15 protein-coding genes are annotated in these 15,685 nt (G+C 73.6%); 6 read left to right on the forward strand and 9 right to left on the reverse strand.

Annotation, left to right across the window (positions count from 1 at the left end):
• Positions 1–100 precede the first annotated feature (100 nt).
• Entirely contained in the window at positions 101–727 is a 627-nt protein-coding gene (locus ACFV8H_RS13580) for a TetR/AcrR family transcriptional regulator (protein ID WP_375888658.1), read from the forward strand.
• Between the two features lie 52 nt (positions 728–779).
• Here the strand turns inward: ACFV8H_RS13580 and ACFV8H_RS13585 are convergent, their stop codons facing one another.
• Positions 780–1,448: a hypothetical protein gene (locus tag ACFV8H_RS13585; RefSeq protein ID WP_380399293.1), complete on the reverse strand. Its 669-nt coding sequence runs from the start codon at positions 1,446–1,448 to the stop codon at positions 780–782.
• Positions 1,449–1,910: 462 nt separating this feature from the next.
• On the opposite strand from ACFV8H_RS13585, the gene ACFV8H_RS13590 reads away from it, so the two are divergent.
• Entirely contained in the window at positions 1,911–4,412 is a 2,502-nt protein-coding gene (locus tag ACFV8H_RS13590) for a helicase C-terminal domain-containing protein (protein WP_380399295.1), read from the forward strand.
• Positions 4,413–4,431: 19 nt separating this feature from the next.
• On the opposite strand, the gene ACFV8H_RS13595 is transcribed toward ACFV8H_RS13590, so the two are convergent.
• A complete protein-coding gene (locus ACFV8H_RS13595) occupies positions 4,432–4,683 on the reverse strand; it encodes a hypothetical protein (RefSeq protein WP_375888668.1) in 252 nt (83 codons plus the stop codon).
• A gap of 108 nt (positions 4,684–4,791) precedes the next feature.
• On the opposite strand from ACFV8H_RS13595, the gene ACFV8H_RS13600 reads away from it, so the two are divergent.
• Complete coding sequence (locus ACFV8H_RS13600; RefSeq protein WP_375888670.1) at positions 4,792–5,193, forward strand: hypothetical protein; 402 nt, start codon at positions 4,792–4,794, stop codon at positions 5,191–5,193.
• A 91-nt stretch (positions 5,194–5,284) separates the two neighbouring features.
• Entirely contained in the window at positions 5,285–6,922 is a 1,638-nt protein-coding gene (locus tag ACFV8H_RS13605; protein ID WP_375888672.1) for a DNA repair helicase XPB, read from the forward strand.
• Positions 6,923–6,928: 6 nt separating this feature from the next.
• Here ACFV8H_RS13605 and ACFV8H_RS13610 read toward each other — a convergent pair whose 3' ends face one another.
• The gene (locus ACFV8H_RS13610) at positions 6,929–7,090 is read right to left on the reverse strand and encodes a hypothetical protein (protein WP_375888673.1); all 162 of its coding nucleotides are present in this window, start codon (positions 7,088–7,090) and stop codon (positions 6,929–6,931) included.
• A 301-nt stretch (positions 7,091–7,391) separates the two neighbouring features.
• Here ACFV8H_RS13610 and ACFV8H_RS13615 point away from each other — a divergent pair, with 301 nt between their 5' ends.
• Positions 7,392–9,449, forward strand: a complete 2,058-nt coding sequence (locus tag ACFV8H_RS13615) for a HelD family protein (RefSeq protein ID WP_380399298.1) — start codon at positions 7,392–7,394, stop codon at positions 9,447–9,449.
• A gap of 64 nt (positions 9,450–9,513) precedes the next feature.
• On the opposite strand, the gene ACFV8H_RS13620 is transcribed toward ACFV8H_RS13615, so the two are convergent.
• The 3 genes from ACFV8H_RS13620 to ACFV8H_RS13630 all read right to left on the reverse strand — a co-directional run bounded on the left by ACFV8H_RS13620 (position 9,514) and on the right by ACFV8H_RS13630 (position 11,656).
• Entirely contained in the window at positions 9,514–10,200 is a 687-nt protein-coding gene (locus ACFV8H_RS13620) for a copper homeostasis protein CutC (RefSeq protein ID WP_375888678.1), read from the reverse strand.
• A gap of 122 nt (positions 10,201–10,322) precedes the next feature.
• Positions 10,323–11,282: a hypothetical protein gene (locus ACFV8H_RS13625; protein ID WP_380399300.1), complete on the reverse strand. Its 960-nt coding sequence runs from the start codon at positions 11,280–11,282 to the stop codon at positions 10,323–10,325.
• On the reverse strand, positions 11,279–11,656 hold the full coding sequence (locus ACFV8H_RS13630) for a PadR family transcriptional regulator (protein ID WP_375888681.1): 378 nt from the start codon (positions 11,654–11,656) through the stop codon (positions 11,279–11,281). The genes ACFV8H_RS13625 and ACFV8H_RS13630 overlap by 4 nt, the downstream gene beginning before the upstream one ends.
• Positions 11,657–11,762: 106 nt before the next feature.
• Between ACFV8H_RS13630 and ACFV8H_RS13635 the strand changes: the two genes are divergently transcribed.
• Positions 11,763–12,395 carry a hypothetical protein gene (locus ACFV8H_RS13635; RefSeq protein ID WP_380399302.1) on the forward strand — a complete coding sequence of 211 codons (633 nt, stop codon included), beginning with the start codon at positions 11,763–11,765 and terminating at the stop codon, positions 12,393–12,395.
• Here the strand turns inward: ACFV8H_RS13635 and ACFV8H_RS13640 are convergent.
• The 3 genes from ACFV8H_RS13640 to ACFV8H_RS13650 all read right to left on the reverse strand — a co-directional run bounded on the left by ACFV8H_RS13640 (position 12,392) and on the right by ACFV8H_RS13650 (position 15,094).
• A complete protein-coding gene (locus ACFV8H_RS13640; protein WP_380399304.1) occupies positions 12,392–12,748 on the reverse strand; it encodes a hypothetical protein in 357 nt (118 codons plus the stop codon). The genes ACFV8H_RS13635 and ACFV8H_RS13640 overlap by 4 nt on opposite strands.
• A 163-nt stretch (positions 12,749–12,911) precedes the next feature.
• Complete coding sequence (gene groL / locus ACFV8H_RS13645; RefSeq protein ID WP_375888688.1) at positions 12,912–14,534, reverse strand: chaperonin GroEL; 1,623 nt, start codon at positions 14,532–14,534, stop codon at positions 12,912–12,914.
• 356 nt (positions 14,535–14,890) lie between these two features.
• Entirely contained in the window at positions 14,891–15,094 is a 204-nt protein-coding gene (locus ACFV8H_RS13650; RefSeq protein WP_030289665.1) for a cold-shock protein, read from the reverse strand.
• Positions 15,095–15,685 lie beyond the last annotated feature (591 nt).

Genomic DNA, 15,685 nt, shown 5'->3' on the forward strand with positions numbered 1-15,685 from the left:
CCCCCCGGTTCCGACGTTTTCCAACGCCGTTCGAAAACCTGATGGGGCAAAGCTAGCACAGTTTTCGAACAGTGTTGGAAAACGATGTACGGTGGACCGCATGAAGCTCACCAAGGAGCGCATCGTCGACGCCGGCATGGCCGTGTTCGCCGAGGTCGGCTACCAGAACCTGTCCATGCGCCAGGTCGCCGAACGCCTCGACGCCCACGCCGGCAGCCTCTACTACCACGTGCGCGGCAAGGACGAACTGCTCGCCCTGATGGCCGACCGGATCAGCCGCCGCGCCTACGACGCGGGCACCGCCGCCCTCGCCGCCCTCCCGCCCGACGCCCGCTGGCAGGACCGCGTCGAGGCCCAGGCCACCACCCTGCGCCACGAGATCAAACAGCACGCCGGCGGCGCCCAACTCCTCGCCGAGAGCCCCGGCGTGCTCAGCACCGGCGGCCTCTCCCTGATGGAACGCCTGCTGCGCACCCTCCTCGACGCCGGCCTGCCCGCCGAGCACTGCGGCACCGCCGCCGACACCCTGCTCAGCCACGTCACCGGCTTCGTGCTCCAGGAGCAGAACCAGCCCGCCGCCCCGCCGACCGTCACCGCCGAGCTCTACGCCGACCTGTGCGAACGGTTCCCGCTGGTCATGGGCGACCTGATCCCGCGCATCGGCCAGGACGAGAAGTACGTCCGCAGCATCCGCCTGCTCTGCACGGGCTTCACGGCGCTCTGCTGAGCCGCCGGGCCGCCCCCGGGCTCGGGGGCGGGCACGGGGGCGGCCCGAGCGCTCAGCCCTGCTGCTGCGGCGGCCGGCGGCGCATGCTCAGCAGCAACAGCACCACCGCCGTCAGCACCGCCGCGGTGCGCAACACGCCCGGAGCCATCGACCAGCTGAACTGCCCCAGCGGGGAACCGGTCTGCACCCCGCCCCCACCACCGCCCGCCCCCTGCTTGGCCGTTCGCATCGCGAACAGCGCGGTCGCGCTCATCGTCACCAGCGGGATCCCAAGGATCACGAACTTACGCGTCAGATCGGAGAGTTGACGGGACAGGTAGCCGAGCCCCCAGCCCGCCAGCATGGCCGGGAAGAACCCGGACACCGCACCGCCGACCAACAGCCCGCAGGACAACAGGATCAGCGGGGACGGCCTGCGGGCCCCCTGCCCCGCGGCGGCCTTCGCGGCCTTCGCCTGCGCGGCCTTGGCCTGCGCCTTCCGCTGCCGCTTCGACGGACGCGCCGGCCGCCCACCGGCCTGCCCGGCCGGTCCCCCGGCCTGCGCCGCGTCCTGCGTCGCCTCCTCCGCGCGCTGCTCGGGGATCGGCTTCGGCACCGGCCGCGGCGCGTCCGAGAAGTCGAGCATCGTCATCGTCCACGGGCTCGAACTCTGCACCGTCGGCGGCGGGATCGACTCCGCACCGGCTTCGGGCGAGGAGACGCCCGGCAGGTCCAGCGACACGTTCGGAATGGCGCCCGTCCTGGTGTACCCGGACGCCACCGAGGGCCCGTACACACTGTCCTCCGCCGCCGGCCCCTCGGACGCACCGGCCGGCGGAGCGGTCGGGGGAGGCGTCGACGGCGCGGCAGGCGTCGACGGCACGGCTGCGCCCGACGCCCCCGACCGCTCGCTCCACGGCCCGCTCTTGCGCCACCACTCGCCGTCCGTCATCACCGACACCCCGCCTCGCCCACGCCGTCCGCCGAACAGCGACGACCGCCCACCGAACCGCCCTCGGCGGTGACGCTACCCACCGCGCCCCGCCCGCGCGAGTCCCGCCACGAACCCCGCCGCGAACCCCGCCGCCCCCGAGCGCACCGACCCCGACCGGCCCCCGACCCGACCCCGGCCGGCCCCCGACCGGCCACAGGCCCGCCACAGGAGCACACCCCACCGTCGGCGCGCCCGACTAACCTAGGTCGAATGACCACACAGCAGGGCCCTCAACGCCAGAGCAGGACGCCCGTCGGCCCCCGCACCCTCGCCGAGGAACTGCGCGCCCGCCCCGACGACGCGCTCGCCGCCCTGCTCCGGTCCCGCCCCGACCTGCTGAACCCCGTCCCCGGCGACCTCACCCAGCTCTCCGCCCGGCTGTCCTCGCGCGCCTCCGCGCTGCGCGCCCTGGAGCGGCTCGACCGGTTCACCCTGCAGGTCGCCGAGGCCCTGGCGACCGCCCCGGACGGCACCTCCCTGGCCACCGTCCGCACCCTGCTGACCGGCCCGGCCAAGGTCAAGCCGCACCCGGGCGCCACCCCGCTCACCCCGGCCGACCGCGCCGCCGTCGCCGCCGCGCTCCCCCGCGCCGTCGCCGTCCTGCGCGACCGGGCGCTGCTCTGGGGCCCCGACAACGGCCTGCGGCTGGTGCTCGCCGTCCGCGAGGCGCTCGCCCCGACCGCCGCCAACCCCGGCCGCACCGGCCTCGGCCCGACCCTCGCCGACGCCACCACCGGCATGTCCCCGGCCCGGCTGCAGCAACTGCTCGCCTCCGCCGGGCAGCCCGCCACCCCGGACCCGGTCACCGCGGTCGCCGCGCTGGCCGCCCTGCTCACCGACCGCGCCCGCTGCACCGCCCTGCTGGACACCGCCCCCGAGCCGGCCCTGCGGCTGTTGGACCGGCTGGTCTGGGGGCCGCCCACCGGCACCGTCCCGGACGCCACCCGCCCGGTCACCGCCGAGGACGCGCAGAGCCCGGTCGAATGGCTGCTGGCCCGCGGCCTGCTGCTGCCCACCAGCCCGGGCAGCGTGGTGCTGCCCCGCGAACTGGCCCTGCACCTGCGCGGCGGCCGCACCCACCGCACCGTCGAACCGCTCCAGCCCGAGCCCGCGCCCGCCGCTCCCCCGCGCGATCCACAGGCCGTGGACAACGCCGCCGCCGGCCAGGCGCACACCGCCGTCAAGACCGTCGAGGAACTGCTCGACACCTGGGGCCTCACCCCGCCGCCCACCCTGCGGGCCGGCGGCCTCGGCGTACGCGACCTCAAGCGCGCCGCCCAGACCCTGGAAGCCACCGAGCAGCAGGCCGCCTTCTGGCTCGAACTCGCCTACACCGCCGGGCTGCTGGCCCCCGACGGCGAGGCCGACGAATGCTGGGCGCCGACCCCGGCCTACGACGGCTGGCTGCAACTGGACACCGCCGAACGCTGGTCCGTCCTGGCCGCCGCCTGGCTCACCGCCACCCGCGTCCCCGCCCTCACCGGCACCCAGGACGGCAAGGGCAAGCCGCGCGCCGCCCTCGGCCCCGAACTCGACCGCACCCTCGCCCCGTCCGTGCGCCGGGCCGCCCTCGCCCTGCTCGCCGAACTCCCGCCCGGCACCCCGGCCACCGCCGCGGAACTGCTGCCCACCCTGCGCTGGCAGCGCCCGCTGCGCGGCGGCCCCACCGGCCCGGACGGCCACGAGCTGCGCGACGACCTCACCACCTGGACCCTCGCCGAGGCCGAACTGCTCGGCATCACCGGCCGCGGCGCCCTCGGCGCCCCCGCCCGCGCCCTGCTCACCGCCGAGTCCGACCCGGCCGAGGTGCTCGCCCCGCTGCTCCCGCGGCCGCTGGACCACGTGATCCTCCAGCCGGACCTCACCGCGATCGCCCCCGGCCCGCTGCTCACCCCGCTCGCCCAGGCGCTCGCGCTCTGCGCCGACATCGAGTCCAAGGGCGGCGCCACCGTCTACCGCTTCACCCCGACCTCCGTACGCCGCGCCCTCGACGCCGGCCGCACCGCCGCCGACCTCCAGACCTTCCTGGCCCAGCACAGCCGTACGCCCGTCCCCCAGCCGCTCGCCTACCTGATCGACGACGTCGCCCGGCGGCACGGCATCCTGCGGGTCGGCGCCGCCTCCTCGTACCTGCGCTGCGACGACCCGGCCCTGCTGAACGAGGTGCTCGCCGACCGCCGCGCCGCCGACCTGCGGCTGCGCCTGCTCGCCCCCACCGTGCTCGCCGCCCAGGCCGCCCCGGACGTCCTGCTCGCCGCCCTGCGCACCATGGGCTACGCCCCGGCCGCCGAATCCGCCGAGGGCGACGTCCTGATCACCCGGCCGGACAGCCACCGCACCCCGCCCCGCAGCGCCCCCACGCCCGTCCCCGACGGGCCGCCCACCCCCGACGACACCCTGCTCGCCGCCGCGATCAAGGCCGTCCGGGCCGGCGACCGCGCCGCCACCGCCAGCCGCCGCGAGCCGACCCCCGACCCGCGCCAACTCCCCCGCACCGCCGCCGCCGAGACCCTCGCCACCCTCCAGACCGCCGTCCTGCTCGGCGAGCGGATGTGGATCGGCTACCTCAACGCCGAGGGCATCGCCAGCCAGCGGATCATCGACCCGGTGAAGGTCGAGGGCGGCTTCGTCACCGCCTTCGACCACCACGCCGACGAACTCCGCACCTTCGCCCTGCACCGGATCACCGGCGTCGCGGAACTGGACGAGTAGGACGGGAGGTGAATGGGCGTCAGTGCCCCTGCGACTCCTTCATCTTCTGCTTGACGGCCTGGTCCGCCAGGCTGCCGATCTGGCCCTGGCCGACCGGCAGCGAGCCGCCGCCGACCTGGTCGGCGATCAGGAATCCGGGGGCGGCCAGCAGCCCGCCGGGCCCCTCCCCGATGCCCGCGAGGGCGTGGGCGGAGCCGGCCGAGGAGGCGGTGGCGGCGAAGGCCGTGCCCATCAGGGCCAGGGCGGTGAGAACGCGCTTCGAGTTCTTCATGCCCGGCTCAACGAGCGAGCACGCACCGTGGTCACTCGGTGCAGTTGACGGGCCGCGCCCACGGGCGTACTCCGGGAACAGGGGGTTCTCGACAAGGAGGCACCCACCATGCTCGGTGACCGGATCGCGGAGTTGACCACCACGGAGAGCGGCCGACGGGTGCTGGCCACGGTCGGCGGGCCCGCACTGGAGGTGTCGATGACCGGCGTCGGCCAGGTGCTCGGCCACTCCGTCCGGGAGTTCGTCACCTACGAGTCCGAGCTGCGGCCCGACGGCTCGCTGTTCGGCGAGGGCCAGGGCGTCGGCATGACCGACAAGGGCGAGACCTACAGCTGGCACGGCAGCGGCATCGGCCACTTCACCCAGGGCGGGGCCGTCAGCTGGCGCGGCAGCATCTACTTCGAGAGCGCCGCCGACGCCTTCCTGCGCCTCAACGACCTGGTCGGCCTGTTCGAGTTCGACAACGAGCCCACCGGCGCGGGCCGGGCCGTGCTCTACGAATGGAAGTAGCCCGCCCACGTTCCGCGCGAAATGAGCGACACTGGAGGGTCTGCGTCAGACCCAGTCAGTCAGCCTGTCAGCCAGTGGAGGGCTCCCCCGCGTGAACGACGGACCGCTCATCGTCCAGAGCGACAAGACTCTCCTCCTGGAGATCGACCACCCCAAGGCCGCCGACTGCCGCCGCGCCATCGCCCCGTTCGCCGAACTGGAGCGGGCCCCCGAGCACGTGCACACGTACCGGGTGACCCCGCTCGGGCTGTGGAACGCCCGGGCCGCCGGGCACGACGCCGAGCAGGTCGTCGACGCCCTGGTGAAGTACTCCCGCTACCCGGTGCCGCACGCCCTGCTGGTCGACGTGGCGGACACCATGGGCCGCTACGGCCGGCTCCAGCTGTCCAAGCACCCCACCCACGGGCTGGTGCTGACCACCACCGACCGCCCGGTCCTGGAGGAGGTGCTGCGCTCCAAGAAGATCGTCCCGCTGGTCGGTGCCCGGGTCGACCCCGACACCGTGGTGGTGCACCCCTCCGAACGCGGCCAGATCAAGCAGGTGCTGCTCAAACTCGGCTGGCCCGCCGAGGACTTCGCCGGCTACGTGGACGGCGAGGCGCACCCGATCGACCTGGACGAGGACGGCTGGCAGCTGCGCCCGTACCAGTCCCAGGCCGTCGAGGGCTTCTGGCACGGCGGCTCCGGCGTCGTGGTGCTGCCCTGCGGCGCCGGCAAGACGCTGGTCGGCGCCGCCGCCATGGCCCACGCCAAGTCGACCACGCTGATCCTGGTCACCAACACCGTCTCGGCCCGCCAGTGGAAGCACGAGCTGGTCAAGCGCACCTCGCTCACCGAGGACGAGATCGGCGAGTACAGCGGCACCCGGAAGGAGATCCGCCCGGTCACCATCGCCACCTACCAGGTGATGACGACCAAGCGGAAGGGCGTCTACGCCCACCTGGAGCTGTTCGACGCCCGCAACTGGGGCCTGGTGGTCTACGACGAGGTGCACCTGCTGCCCGCGCCGGTGTTCAAGTTCACCGCCGACCTCCAGGCCCGCCGCCGGCTCGGCCTGACCGCCACCCTGGTGCGCGAGGACGGCCGCGAGGGCGACGTGTTCAGCCTGATCGGCCCGAAGCGCTTCGACGCCCCGTGGAAGGAGATCGAGGCCCAGGGCTACATCGCGCCCGCCGACTGCTGCGAGGTGCGGGTCACCCTGACCGACTCCGAGCGGCTCGCCTACGCGACCGCCGAGCCGGAGGAGCGCTACCGCTTCTGCGCCACCACGGCGACCAAGCGGCGGGTGGTGGAGGCCCTGGTCAAGAAGCACGAGAAGGACCAGACGCTGATCATCGGCCAGTACATCGACCAGCTGGACGAGCTCGGCGAGGCCCTGGACGCGCCCGTGATCAAGGGCGAGACCAGCAACGCCCAGCGCGAGAAGCTCTTCGACGCCTTCCGGAACAAGGAGATCGGCGTCCTGGTCGTCTCCAAGGTCGCGAACTTCTCGATCGACCTGCCCGAGGCCACGGTGGCCATCCAGGTCTCCGGGACCTTCGGCTCCCGCCAGGAGGAGGCCCAGCGCCTCGGCCGCGTGCTGCGCCCCAAGGCGGACGGGCACTCGGCGCACTTCTACTCGGTGGTCGCCCGGGACACCGTGGACCAGGACTTCGCCGCCCACCGGCAGCGCTTCCTGGCCGAGCAGGGCTATGCCTACCGCATCATCGACGCGGACGACGTCCTCTAGCGGGCCTCAGTACCGGACACCGTCGCGCCCGAGGAAGATCACGCGCGCGGCGGTGTCCAGCGCGATCCCGACGTTGCGCACGGCGGTGCTCAGCGGATTGCGGTGGCGGCCCTGGACGGCGGTCGCGCCGGCCGGGCCCGTACGGGGGTTGCGGTTCTCGGTGCTCATGTCCTCAACGGTAGGCACCCGGACGGCCCAGGGCATCACTCCGAAGGCCGTACCCACCAGGACGGACGTCCTCCTGCGGGTGTACGGGACCCCCGGCACCCCCTGAGACCTGCGGGGCTGGAACCCCGGGGCGCCCGGGTCTAAGATCGTCCGTCTGCCCCCTCCCGAACCGTGGTACCTGGCGCGTTTTCCGCCGGCAGCCGGGGGAGGTGCCGACCGCACGGCAACCGGTCGGCTGTACCCCACCGTGAGCTCCATCGATCCGCTGCGCCCGCCTCCGGGGCAGCCGGGAAGGTTCGCTGTGCCCGCCACCCCCACCACCGACCCGCTCCAGCGCGAGCGCGACCACCTGGCCTCGTCCCGGTCCGCGCTGCGGGCGATGCGCGAGGACGTCCAGTCCCTCGACATCCGCGACGTGACCGGCACCTGGGTCACCGCCGTCATCCTGCAGAACCAGATCGAGGCCAGGATCGCCGCCCTGGCCGACCTCTCCGACACCCCGCTGTTCTTCGGCCGGCTCGACTACCTCCACGCGGTCAGCGAGGAACTCAGCGAGGGCGGCGGCGGGGAGAACTTCTACATCGGCCGCCGGCACGTCCACGACGCCGACGGCGACCCGATGGTGATCGACTGGCGCGCACCGGTCTCCCAGCCGTTCTACCGGGCCAGCCGCAAGGACCCGATGGACGTCGAGCGCCGCCGCCGCTTCGGCTACACCGGCGGCGAACTCACCGCCTACGAGGACGAGCACCTCACCGACCCCGCCGAGCAGGAGACCTCCTCCGCCCTGCTCGCGGCCGAGATCGAGAAGCCCCGCGTCGGCCCGATGCGCGACATCGTCGCCACCATCCAGCCCGAGCAGGACGAGATCGTCCGCTCCGACATCACGGGCACCATCTGCGTCCAGGGGGCGCCCGGCACCGGGAAGACCGCGGTCGGCCTGCACCGCGTCGCCTACCTGCTGTACGCCCACCGCGAGCGGCTGGCCCGGACCGGCACCCTGGTGATCGGGCCGAACAACGCCTTCCTCTCCTACATCGAGCAGGTCCTGCCGGCCCTCGGCGAGCTGGAGGTCGCCCAGGCCACCGTGCAGCAGCTGGTCGCCCACGTCGAGGTGCGGGGCGAGGACGACCCGGAGGCGGCCCGGCTCAAGGGCGACGCCCGGATGGCCGAGGTGCTCCGCCGGGCCGTACGGGCGGGCATCACGCTGCCCACCGAGCCCTGCGTGGTGGTCCGCGGCTCCCGCCGCTGGCGCGTCCCGGCGCACGAACTGATCGGGATCATCGAGGAGTTGAAGGCCCGCGAGGTCCGCTACGGCGCCGCCCGGGACGCCCTGCCGCAGCGCATCGCGCACACCGTGCTGCTCAAGATGGAGCAGGGCGGCGAGGCCCCGGACGACCGGGTGCAGGACGCGGTGGCCCGCAACGCCGCCGTCAAGGCCGTGGTCAAGGAGTGCTGGCCCGCCGTCGACCCGGCCAAGCTGGTGCTGCGGCTGCTCTCCGACCCGGAGTTCCTGGCCGAGTGCGCCGAGGGCGTGCTGACCGCCGAGGAGCAGCGGGCGGTGCTCCGGCCCAAGCCCGGCCGCTCGGTGAAGACCACCCGCTGGACCCCCGCCGACGCCGTCCTGGTCGACGAGGCGACGGACCTCGTCCAGCGCACGCCCTCGCTCGGGCACGTGGTGCTGGACGAGGCCCAGGACCTCTCCCCCATGCAGTACCGCGCGGTCGGCCGCCGCTGCACCACCGGCTCGGCGACCGTCCTCGGCGACCTCGCCCAGGGCACCACCCCGTGGGCGACGGCGAGCTGGCCGGACGCCCTGCACCACCTGGGCAAGCCCGAGGCGCACGTGGAGGAGCTGACCAAGGGCTTCCGGGTGCCCGAGGAGGTCATCGCCTACGCCTCCCGGCTGCTGCCCGCGATCGCCCCGGGCCTGGCCCCGGCGACCTCCGTCCGCGACACCCCCGGCGCCCTGGAGATCCGCCCGGTCGACGGCTCGGAGCCGGACCTGGACGCGGCCGTCCTGGCGGCCTGCCGGGAGGCGCTGGAGCACGAGGGCTCGACCGGCCTGATCGCCGCCGACGCCCGGATCCCCCAGCTCGCCGAGCTGCTCACCGCCGCCGGACTGGCGCACCTCTCCCCCGGCACCGAGACCAGCGCCGAGAGCCGGCTGACCCTCGTCCCCGCCTCGCTGGCCAAGGGCCTGGAGTACGACTACGTGGTGCTGGACGAACCGGCCGCGGTGGTGGCCGGCGAGCCGGACGAGCGGACCGGCCTGCGCCGGCTGTACGTGGCGCTCACCCGTGCCGTCTCCGGCCTGACGGTGCTGCACGCCGAGCCGCTGCCGGAGCAGCTCGGGTAACCCGCGGAAGGGGCCGGTCCCGGCACCGGGACCGGCCCCTCCGACAGGGGTCGGGCGCCGGGGTTCAGGCGTCGATCATCGCCCGCCACTCGGCGACCTTGGCCGCGTCGACCGGCGTCAGCCAGCCGTCGGCCCGCACCGCGCCGCCGACGTGGAAGGCGTCGAAGCCCTCCGCCCGCAGCCCCTCGACGTGCTCGGCCCGCAGGCCGCCGCCGATCAGGATCCGCTGGGCGTACCCGGGCTCGCCCGCCCGGGCCAGCTCGGCGGACAGCACCTCCCGGCCGGCGTCCACCCCGGCGGCCGCGCCGGAGGTGAGGAAGGTGTCCAGCCCGGGCAGGGCGCCGACGGCGGCGCGCAGGGCGGCCCGGTCGGCGCTGTGGTCGATCGCCCGGTGGAAGGTCCAGCGGCAGCCGGCGATCGCCTCGGCGACGGCCGTGGTGGCGGCCAGGTCGACGGCGCCCCCGGCGTCCAGGAAGCCGAGCACGAACTCCTCGGCGCCCTCGGCCCGCAGCGCGGCGGCCCGGGCGCACAGCTCGTCGAGGTCGCCGGGGGCGAAGCCGTCCCGGATCCGGAGCATGACGCGCAGCGGGAGGTCGACGGCGGCCCGGATCCGGGCGAAGTCCTCGACGGAGGGGGTGAGTCCGTCGGCGGCCATGTCGGTGACCAGTTCGAGCCGGTCGGCGCCGCCGGACTCGGCTGCCTGGGCGTCCTGGGGCGTCAGCGCGATGACTTCGAAAATTGGTCTAGACATATCAGACAGCCTGCCACATCGCCCCGCCCCCGGCGAGACCCGCACCCCCGTTCCGGTCACGCCGGAGGCGGGGGTGCGGTCACGCCGGGGGCGGCGATGCGGCAGGCCTGGGGTGGAGCCGGTCACACCCGTCCCGGCACCATCCCGAAGGACTCCTGCCGACCGAACCGCCGCTCCGCCAGCGCCACCAGGACCAGCACGGCCACCACCGGCACCGCCACCGGCAGCAGGTGCGAGACCCCGCGGGCCTCCCGCCAGATGTTGAACAGGCTGCCGGGCCCGGTCAGCACCAGCACCGCCAGCCCCACCGCGGCCGGCCCCATCCGCCCGCGCAGCCCCGCGAAGGTCAGCAGGGTCGGGGCGATCAGCAGCACCACGAACCACTGGAGGTCCAGCCGGAAGCTGGTGTCGTCCCAGTCCTGGACCACCTCCAGCACCCCGCCGACGACCGCCGAGGCCAGCACCAGAGCGGCGGTCCGCAGGTTCGGCCGGGGCAGCAGGTCGGTCGGCGCGACGGCCAGCAGCAGCGCGGCCACCACGAACGGCAGCGTGGCCATCCCGATGTAGCCGAGCCACCAGACGTCGAAGCCGCCCGGCTCCCAGGCGGCCCGGCCCAGGTCGTACAGCCCGATGGCGCCCAGCAGCAGCGCGGTGACCCGGACGGCCGTCCACCGCCCCAGCAGGGCCGCCACCCCGAGCAGCAGCGCGGCCGCCGGCGGGGCGAACGCCCGGACGTGGTTGCCGAAGGAGTCGTCCCAGGCGAGCCACCTGGTGGTCCGCTCCAGGTGGGCGGCCCAGGGCACCATGGTGGCCCCGACCGCCGCACCGGCGATCATCGGCGCCACCAGCGCGAGCAGCCGTCCGGCCGCCGACCCGCCGGTCAGCCCCAGCCGCACCCGCAGCCCGTACACCGCCAGGCCGAGCACCTCCCGGGCCAGGGCCACCCGGCCGCCCGCCGCCGTCGTGTCGGCGAACACCTCGACCAGCTCCTCGCCGCGCTCGTGCCGGTAGCGCGCCGGGTAGAGCCGCAACGCGGCCCGCAGCACCGCCGAGGGCGCGGGGCCGATCACCGGCATGGTCATGAGAGTCCTCCCCCCGTCGCAGGCCGTTCCCCGGCCCTGCCCGGCAGCATCGACCGGATCCTGGTCAGCCGCCGCTCCGCCTCGGTGGCCACGGCCCGCAGCCGCCCGGCCTCGGCGGCCAGCGCGTCCCGTCCGGCCGCGGTCAGCGCGTAGCTGCGCCGGGCCCGGCCGTCCACCACCTCTTCGGCGGCGACCTCGATCAGGCCCTGGCCCAGCAGCCGGTCGAGGGCGCCGTACAGGGTGCCGGTACGCATCTTGACCCGGCCGTCCGAGATGGCGGCGACCTCCTGGATCAGCGCGTAGCCGTGTCTGGGCTGGTCGGCCAGGGCGGTGAGCAGCAGCAGCGTGGGCTCCTGCATGGAGCGTTCTGTCATACGACTACATATATCGTCAACCTACCTATAGGTCCAGCACCGGCCCGTGCCGATCCGACCAGACCGGACCCACCCCGCCCCGACCGGACCCGCCACAATGTGCCCCATGCCGACCGAGGACCTGCTCACCGCCTGGACCGCCCTGCTGCACCGCTGCGGCGCCGCCGACGCCCCCGAGCCGTACGGCCGCGAACTGCTGCGCCGCTGGTCGGACCCGCGCCGCCGGTACCACACCGCCGAGCACCTGCGCGCCGTCCTGCGCCACGTCGACGCGCTCGCCGGGCACGCGGCCGACCCCGACACCGTCCGGCTCGCCGCCTGGTTCCACGACGCCGTGTACCGCCCCGACCGCACCGAGAACGAGGAGCGCAGCGCCGCCCTCGCCGTCCGCGCGCTGACCGCCGCCGGCCTGCCCACCGAGCGCGTCGCCGAGGTCGAACGGCTGGTCCTGCTCACCGTCGGCCACGACCCGGCCCCCGGCGACCGCGACGGCGAGGTGCTCTGCGACGCGGACCTCGCCGTCCTCGGCGGCACCCCCGAGGCCTACGCGGCGTACGCGGCCGCCGTCCGGGAGGAGTACGCCTTCGTCCCCGAGCCGGACTTCCGCACCGGCCGCGCCGCCGTCCTGCGCCACCTGCTGACGCTCCCGGCCCTCTACCGCACCCCCGACGCCCACCGGCGCCTCGCCGAACCGGCCCGCACCAACCTCACGACCGAACTCCAGCACCTGGAGAACTAGCCCAGCTCCCCCACCGGCGCCACCACGGCCCCCTGCTTGCCGCACACCCAGTGCGGCTCCGGCCCCAGCTCGGGCTCCACGCCCAGCGCGTGCGGGTCCCCGTCGGCCGCGCAGCCGGTGCACAGCGGCCACCGGCCGTACGCCTCCAGCAGCGCGTCCTGGACGTCCTGGGCGACCAGCCCGAGCACGTACTCGGTGCCGTCCGGCCACTGCTCCAGCCACCAGCGGCGGTGGGTGACGGCCTGTTCCACCAGCGAGACGACGGCGGCGTCCGCCACGTCCCGCGCGGTGAGGTCGGCCAGGATCTGGGCCCGGGCGTTGTGCAGGGCGGTCTCGATGTCGTCGGAAGCCATCCGTCCATTCTCCGCGGCCCGCCCGTGGCTTCAAAACGGGCCCGGGGCCGGGAACACCCCGGGGCCGGAACGCCCCGGGGCGGAAACGCCGCGTGGGCGGCCCCCCGAAGGGAACCGCCCACGCGGACGAGGATCAGCCGATCCGATCGGAGTCCGATCAGGATCAGAAGTCCATGTCACCGCCCGGCATGCCGCCGCCGGCGGCCGCGGCGGCCTTCTCCGGCTTGTCGGCGATGACGGCCTCGGTGGTGAGGAACAGCGCCGCGATGGAGGCGGCGTTCTGCAGCGCGGAGCGGGTGACCTTGGCCGGGTCGATGATGCCCGCGGCGACCAGGTCGACGTACTCGTTGGTGGCGGCGTTCAGGCCGTGACCGGCGGGGAGGTTGCGCACCTTCTCCACCACGACGCCACCCTCCAGGCCGGCGTTGGTCGCGATCTGCTTGATCGGGGCCTCCAGCGCGACCTTGACGATGTTGGCACCGGTGGCCTCGTCGCCCTCCAGCTCCAGCTTGTCGAAGGCGACACCGGCCTGCAGCAGCGCGACGCCACCACCGGCGACGATGCCCTCCTCGACGGCGGCCTTGGCGTTGCGGACGGCGTCCTCGATGCGGTGCTTGCGCTCCTTGAGCTCCACCTCGGTGGCCGCGCCGGCCTTGATGACGGCCACGCCGCCGGCCAGCTTGGCGAGGCGCTCCTGGAGCTTCTCGCGGTCGTAGTCCGAGTCGCTGTTCTCGATCTCGGCGCGGATCTGGTTCACGCGGCCGGCGACCTGGTCGCTGTCGCCGCCACCGTCGACGATGGTGGTCTCGTCCTTGGTGATGACCACCTTGCGGGCGGTGCCCAGCAGGTCGATGCCGGCGTTCTCCAGCTTGAGGCCGACCTCCTCGGAGATCACGGTGCCACCGGTGAGGATGGCGATGTCGCCGAGCATGGCCTTGCGGCGGTCGCCGAAGCCCGGGGCCTTGACGGCGACGGACTTGAAGGTGCCGCGGATCTTGTTCACGACCAGGGTCGACAGGGCCTCGCCCTCGACGTCCTCGGCGATGATGACGAGCGGCTTGCCGCTCTGCATGACCTTCTCCAGCAGCGGGAGCAGGTCCTTGACCGAGCCGATCTTGGAGTTGGCGATGAGGATGTACGGGTCCTCGAACGTCGCCTCCATGCGCTCCAGGTCGGTGGCGAAGTAGGCGGAGATGTAGCCCTTGTCGAAGCGCATGCCCTCGGTGAGCTCGAGCTCCAGACCGAAGGTGTTGCTCTCCTCGACGGTGATGACGCCTTCCTTGCCGACCTTGTCCATGGCCTCGGCGATGAGCTCGCCGATCTGGGTGTCGGCGGCGGAGATGGAGGCGGTGGAGGCGATCTGCTCCTTGGTCTCCACGTCCTTGGCCTGGGCCAGCAGCTGGTCCGAGACGGCGGCGACGGCCTTCTCGATACCGCGCTTGAGGGCCATCGGGTTGGCGCCGGCGGCGACGTTGCGCAGACCCTCGCGAACCAGGGCCTGGGCGAGCACGGTGGCGGTGGTGGTGCCGTCACCCGCGACGTCGTCCGTCTTCTTGGCGACCTCCTTGACGAGCTCCGCGCCGATCTTCTCGTACGGGTCCTCGAGCTCGATCTCCTTGGCGATGGAGACACCGTCGTTGGTGATCGTGGGGGCGCCCCACTTCTTCTCCAGCACGACGTTGCGGCCCTTGGGGCCGAGCGTGACCTTCACCGCGTCGGCGAGCTGGTTCATGCCACGCTCAAGGCCGCGGCGAGCTTCCTCATCAAAGGCGATGATCTTGGCCATCAGAAGTGGTCCTCCGGGACACGGTCGACTGCTCGGACCAAGGGGTGCCCGCGACGGACGGCCCTGGTGTGCGGAGGTCCATTCCCCTGCCGCTCCCGGGGGCCTCACCGACCCGGTCCGCTGTCACTCTCACACTGTGAGTGCTAACGCCAATGATTAGCACTCCGGGTGGTCGAGTGCAAGCCCCACGGCCGACCCGCGAGCCGCCGCCCACCCCCGCCCGCCCCCGCCCGGCGCCCCGGACGGCCCGGCGCGGGAACGCGAACGGGCCCGTACGACGCGTGTCGTACGGGCCCGTCGAGAAGCGAGTGGTCACCAGCCGTGGGCCGCGCCGAGCTCCTGGGTTCCGGAAGAGGTCAGACCGCCGCGCGGACCATGTCCGCCTGCGGGCCCTTCTGTCCCTGGGAGATCTCGAACTCGACCCGCTGGCCCTCCTCGAGGGTGCGGTAGCCGTCCATCTGGATCGCGCTGTAGTGGACGAAGACGTCCGCACCACCGTCGACCGCGATGAAGCCGTAGCCCTTCTCCGCGTTGAACCACTTGACGGTGCCCTGAGCCATTCCGAACTCCCCTAGTGCTGTGCTGGCCCTTCACGGGCCAGCAGGTCGCGGGCCCGGGTCTGGTTTGAAGGCCGGCCCGGGGAACCCCCCCTGGGCGCAGCCGTGCACGCCGCAATCCTCCGCACGGGGGCGCCGGACGGCTTCCGTGAGCGGTTGATTACGTCGACCGCCGCTGAATGTATCCGGATCGACGCCCTCTGCAACAGGGTCAGCCGCCGGGAATTCCGCAGCCCCATCAAGAGACAAGAGCGAACAAACCGGGAGGAAATCGGCAATTAGCGCCGGACATAGCGGACGAATTACTCAAATGCCTGCAGGAATTCTGACATCTGCCTGACATGTTTCACCGCCCGGGCCCCGGGCCGGTCTCAGCGCCCGGACGAACTCCGGCGAAGCACCCACCGCCGGAAGGGGAAGCCCTGTTCCCAGCAGAGCCACACTCTACTCCGACTCGGACCGAAAATATTCCCGCCGAAATGCCGACGGCCGTCCGCGCCGTAGGGTTGCGGTATTACGTTCTGGCGGGCGGGGGGGGATGGGGTAGGGCCACGCAAGCGGCGGGCCCCCCCGGGATTTTATATAAGGGCGGCC

Origin of the sequence: Kitasatospora sp. NPDC059827 (assembly GCF_042731675.1) — a bacterium.
In the GTDB taxonomy this organism is placed as follows: Bacteria; Actinomycetota; Actinomycetes; order Streptomycetales; family Streptomycetaceae; genus Kitasatospora.

What these genes read in the sequence shown, in the direction of transcription:
- ACFV8H_RS13580 (WP_375888658.1), top strand. Translation starts at nt 101, where the DNA reads ATGAAGCTCACCAAGGAGCGCATCGTCGACGCCGGCATGGCCGTGTTC.
- ACFV8H_RS13590 (WP_380399295.1), top strand. Translation starts at nt 1,911, where the DNA reads ATGACCACACAGCAGGGCCCTCAACGCCAGAGCAGGACGCCCGTCGGC.
- ACFV8H_RS13595 (WP_375888668.1), bottom strand. Translation starts at nt 4,683, where the DNA reads ATGAAGAACTCGAAGCGCGTTCTCACCGCCCTGGCCCTGATGGGCACG.
- ACFV8H_RS13600 (WP_375888670.1), top strand. Translation starts at nt 4,792, where the DNA reads ATGCTCGGTGACCGGATCGCGGAGTTGACCACCACGGAGAGCGGCCGA.
- ACFV8H_RS13610 (WP_375888673.1), bottom strand. Translation starts at nt 7,090, where the DNA reads ATGAGCACCGAGAACCGCAACCCCCGTACGGGCCCGGCCGGCGCGACC.
- ACFV8H_RS13620 (WP_375888678.1), bottom strand. Translation starts at nt 10,200, where the DNA reads ATGTCTAGACCAATTTTCGAAGTCATCGCGCTGACGCCCCAGGACGCC.
- ACFV8H_RS13625 (WP_380399300.1), bottom strand. Translation starts at nt 11,282, where the DNA reads ATGACCATGCCGGTGATCGGCCCCGCGCCCTCGGCGGTGCTGCGGGCC.
- ACFV8H_RS13630 (WP_375888681.1), bottom strand. Translation starts at nt 11,656, where the DNA reads ATGACAGAACGCTCCATGCAGGAGCCCACGCTGCTGCTGCTCACCGCC.
- ACFV8H_RS13635 (WP_380399302.1), top strand. Translation starts at nt 11,763, where the DNA reads ATGCCGACCGAGGACCTGCTCACCGCCTGGACCGCCCTGCTGCACCGC.
- ACFV8H_RS13640 (WP_380399304.1), bottom strand. Translation starts at nt 12,748, where the DNA reads ATGGCTTCCGACGACATCGAGACCGCCCTGCACAACGCCCGGGCCCAG.
- groL (WP_375888688.1), bottom strand. Translation starts at nt 14,534, where the DNA reads ATGGCCAAGATCATCGCCTTTGATGAGGAAGCTCGCCGCGGCCTTGAG.
- ACFV8H_RS13650 (WP_030289665.1), bottom strand. Translation starts at nt 15,094, where the DNA reads ATGGCTCAGGGCACCGTCAAGTGGTTCAACGCGGAGAAGGGCTACGGC.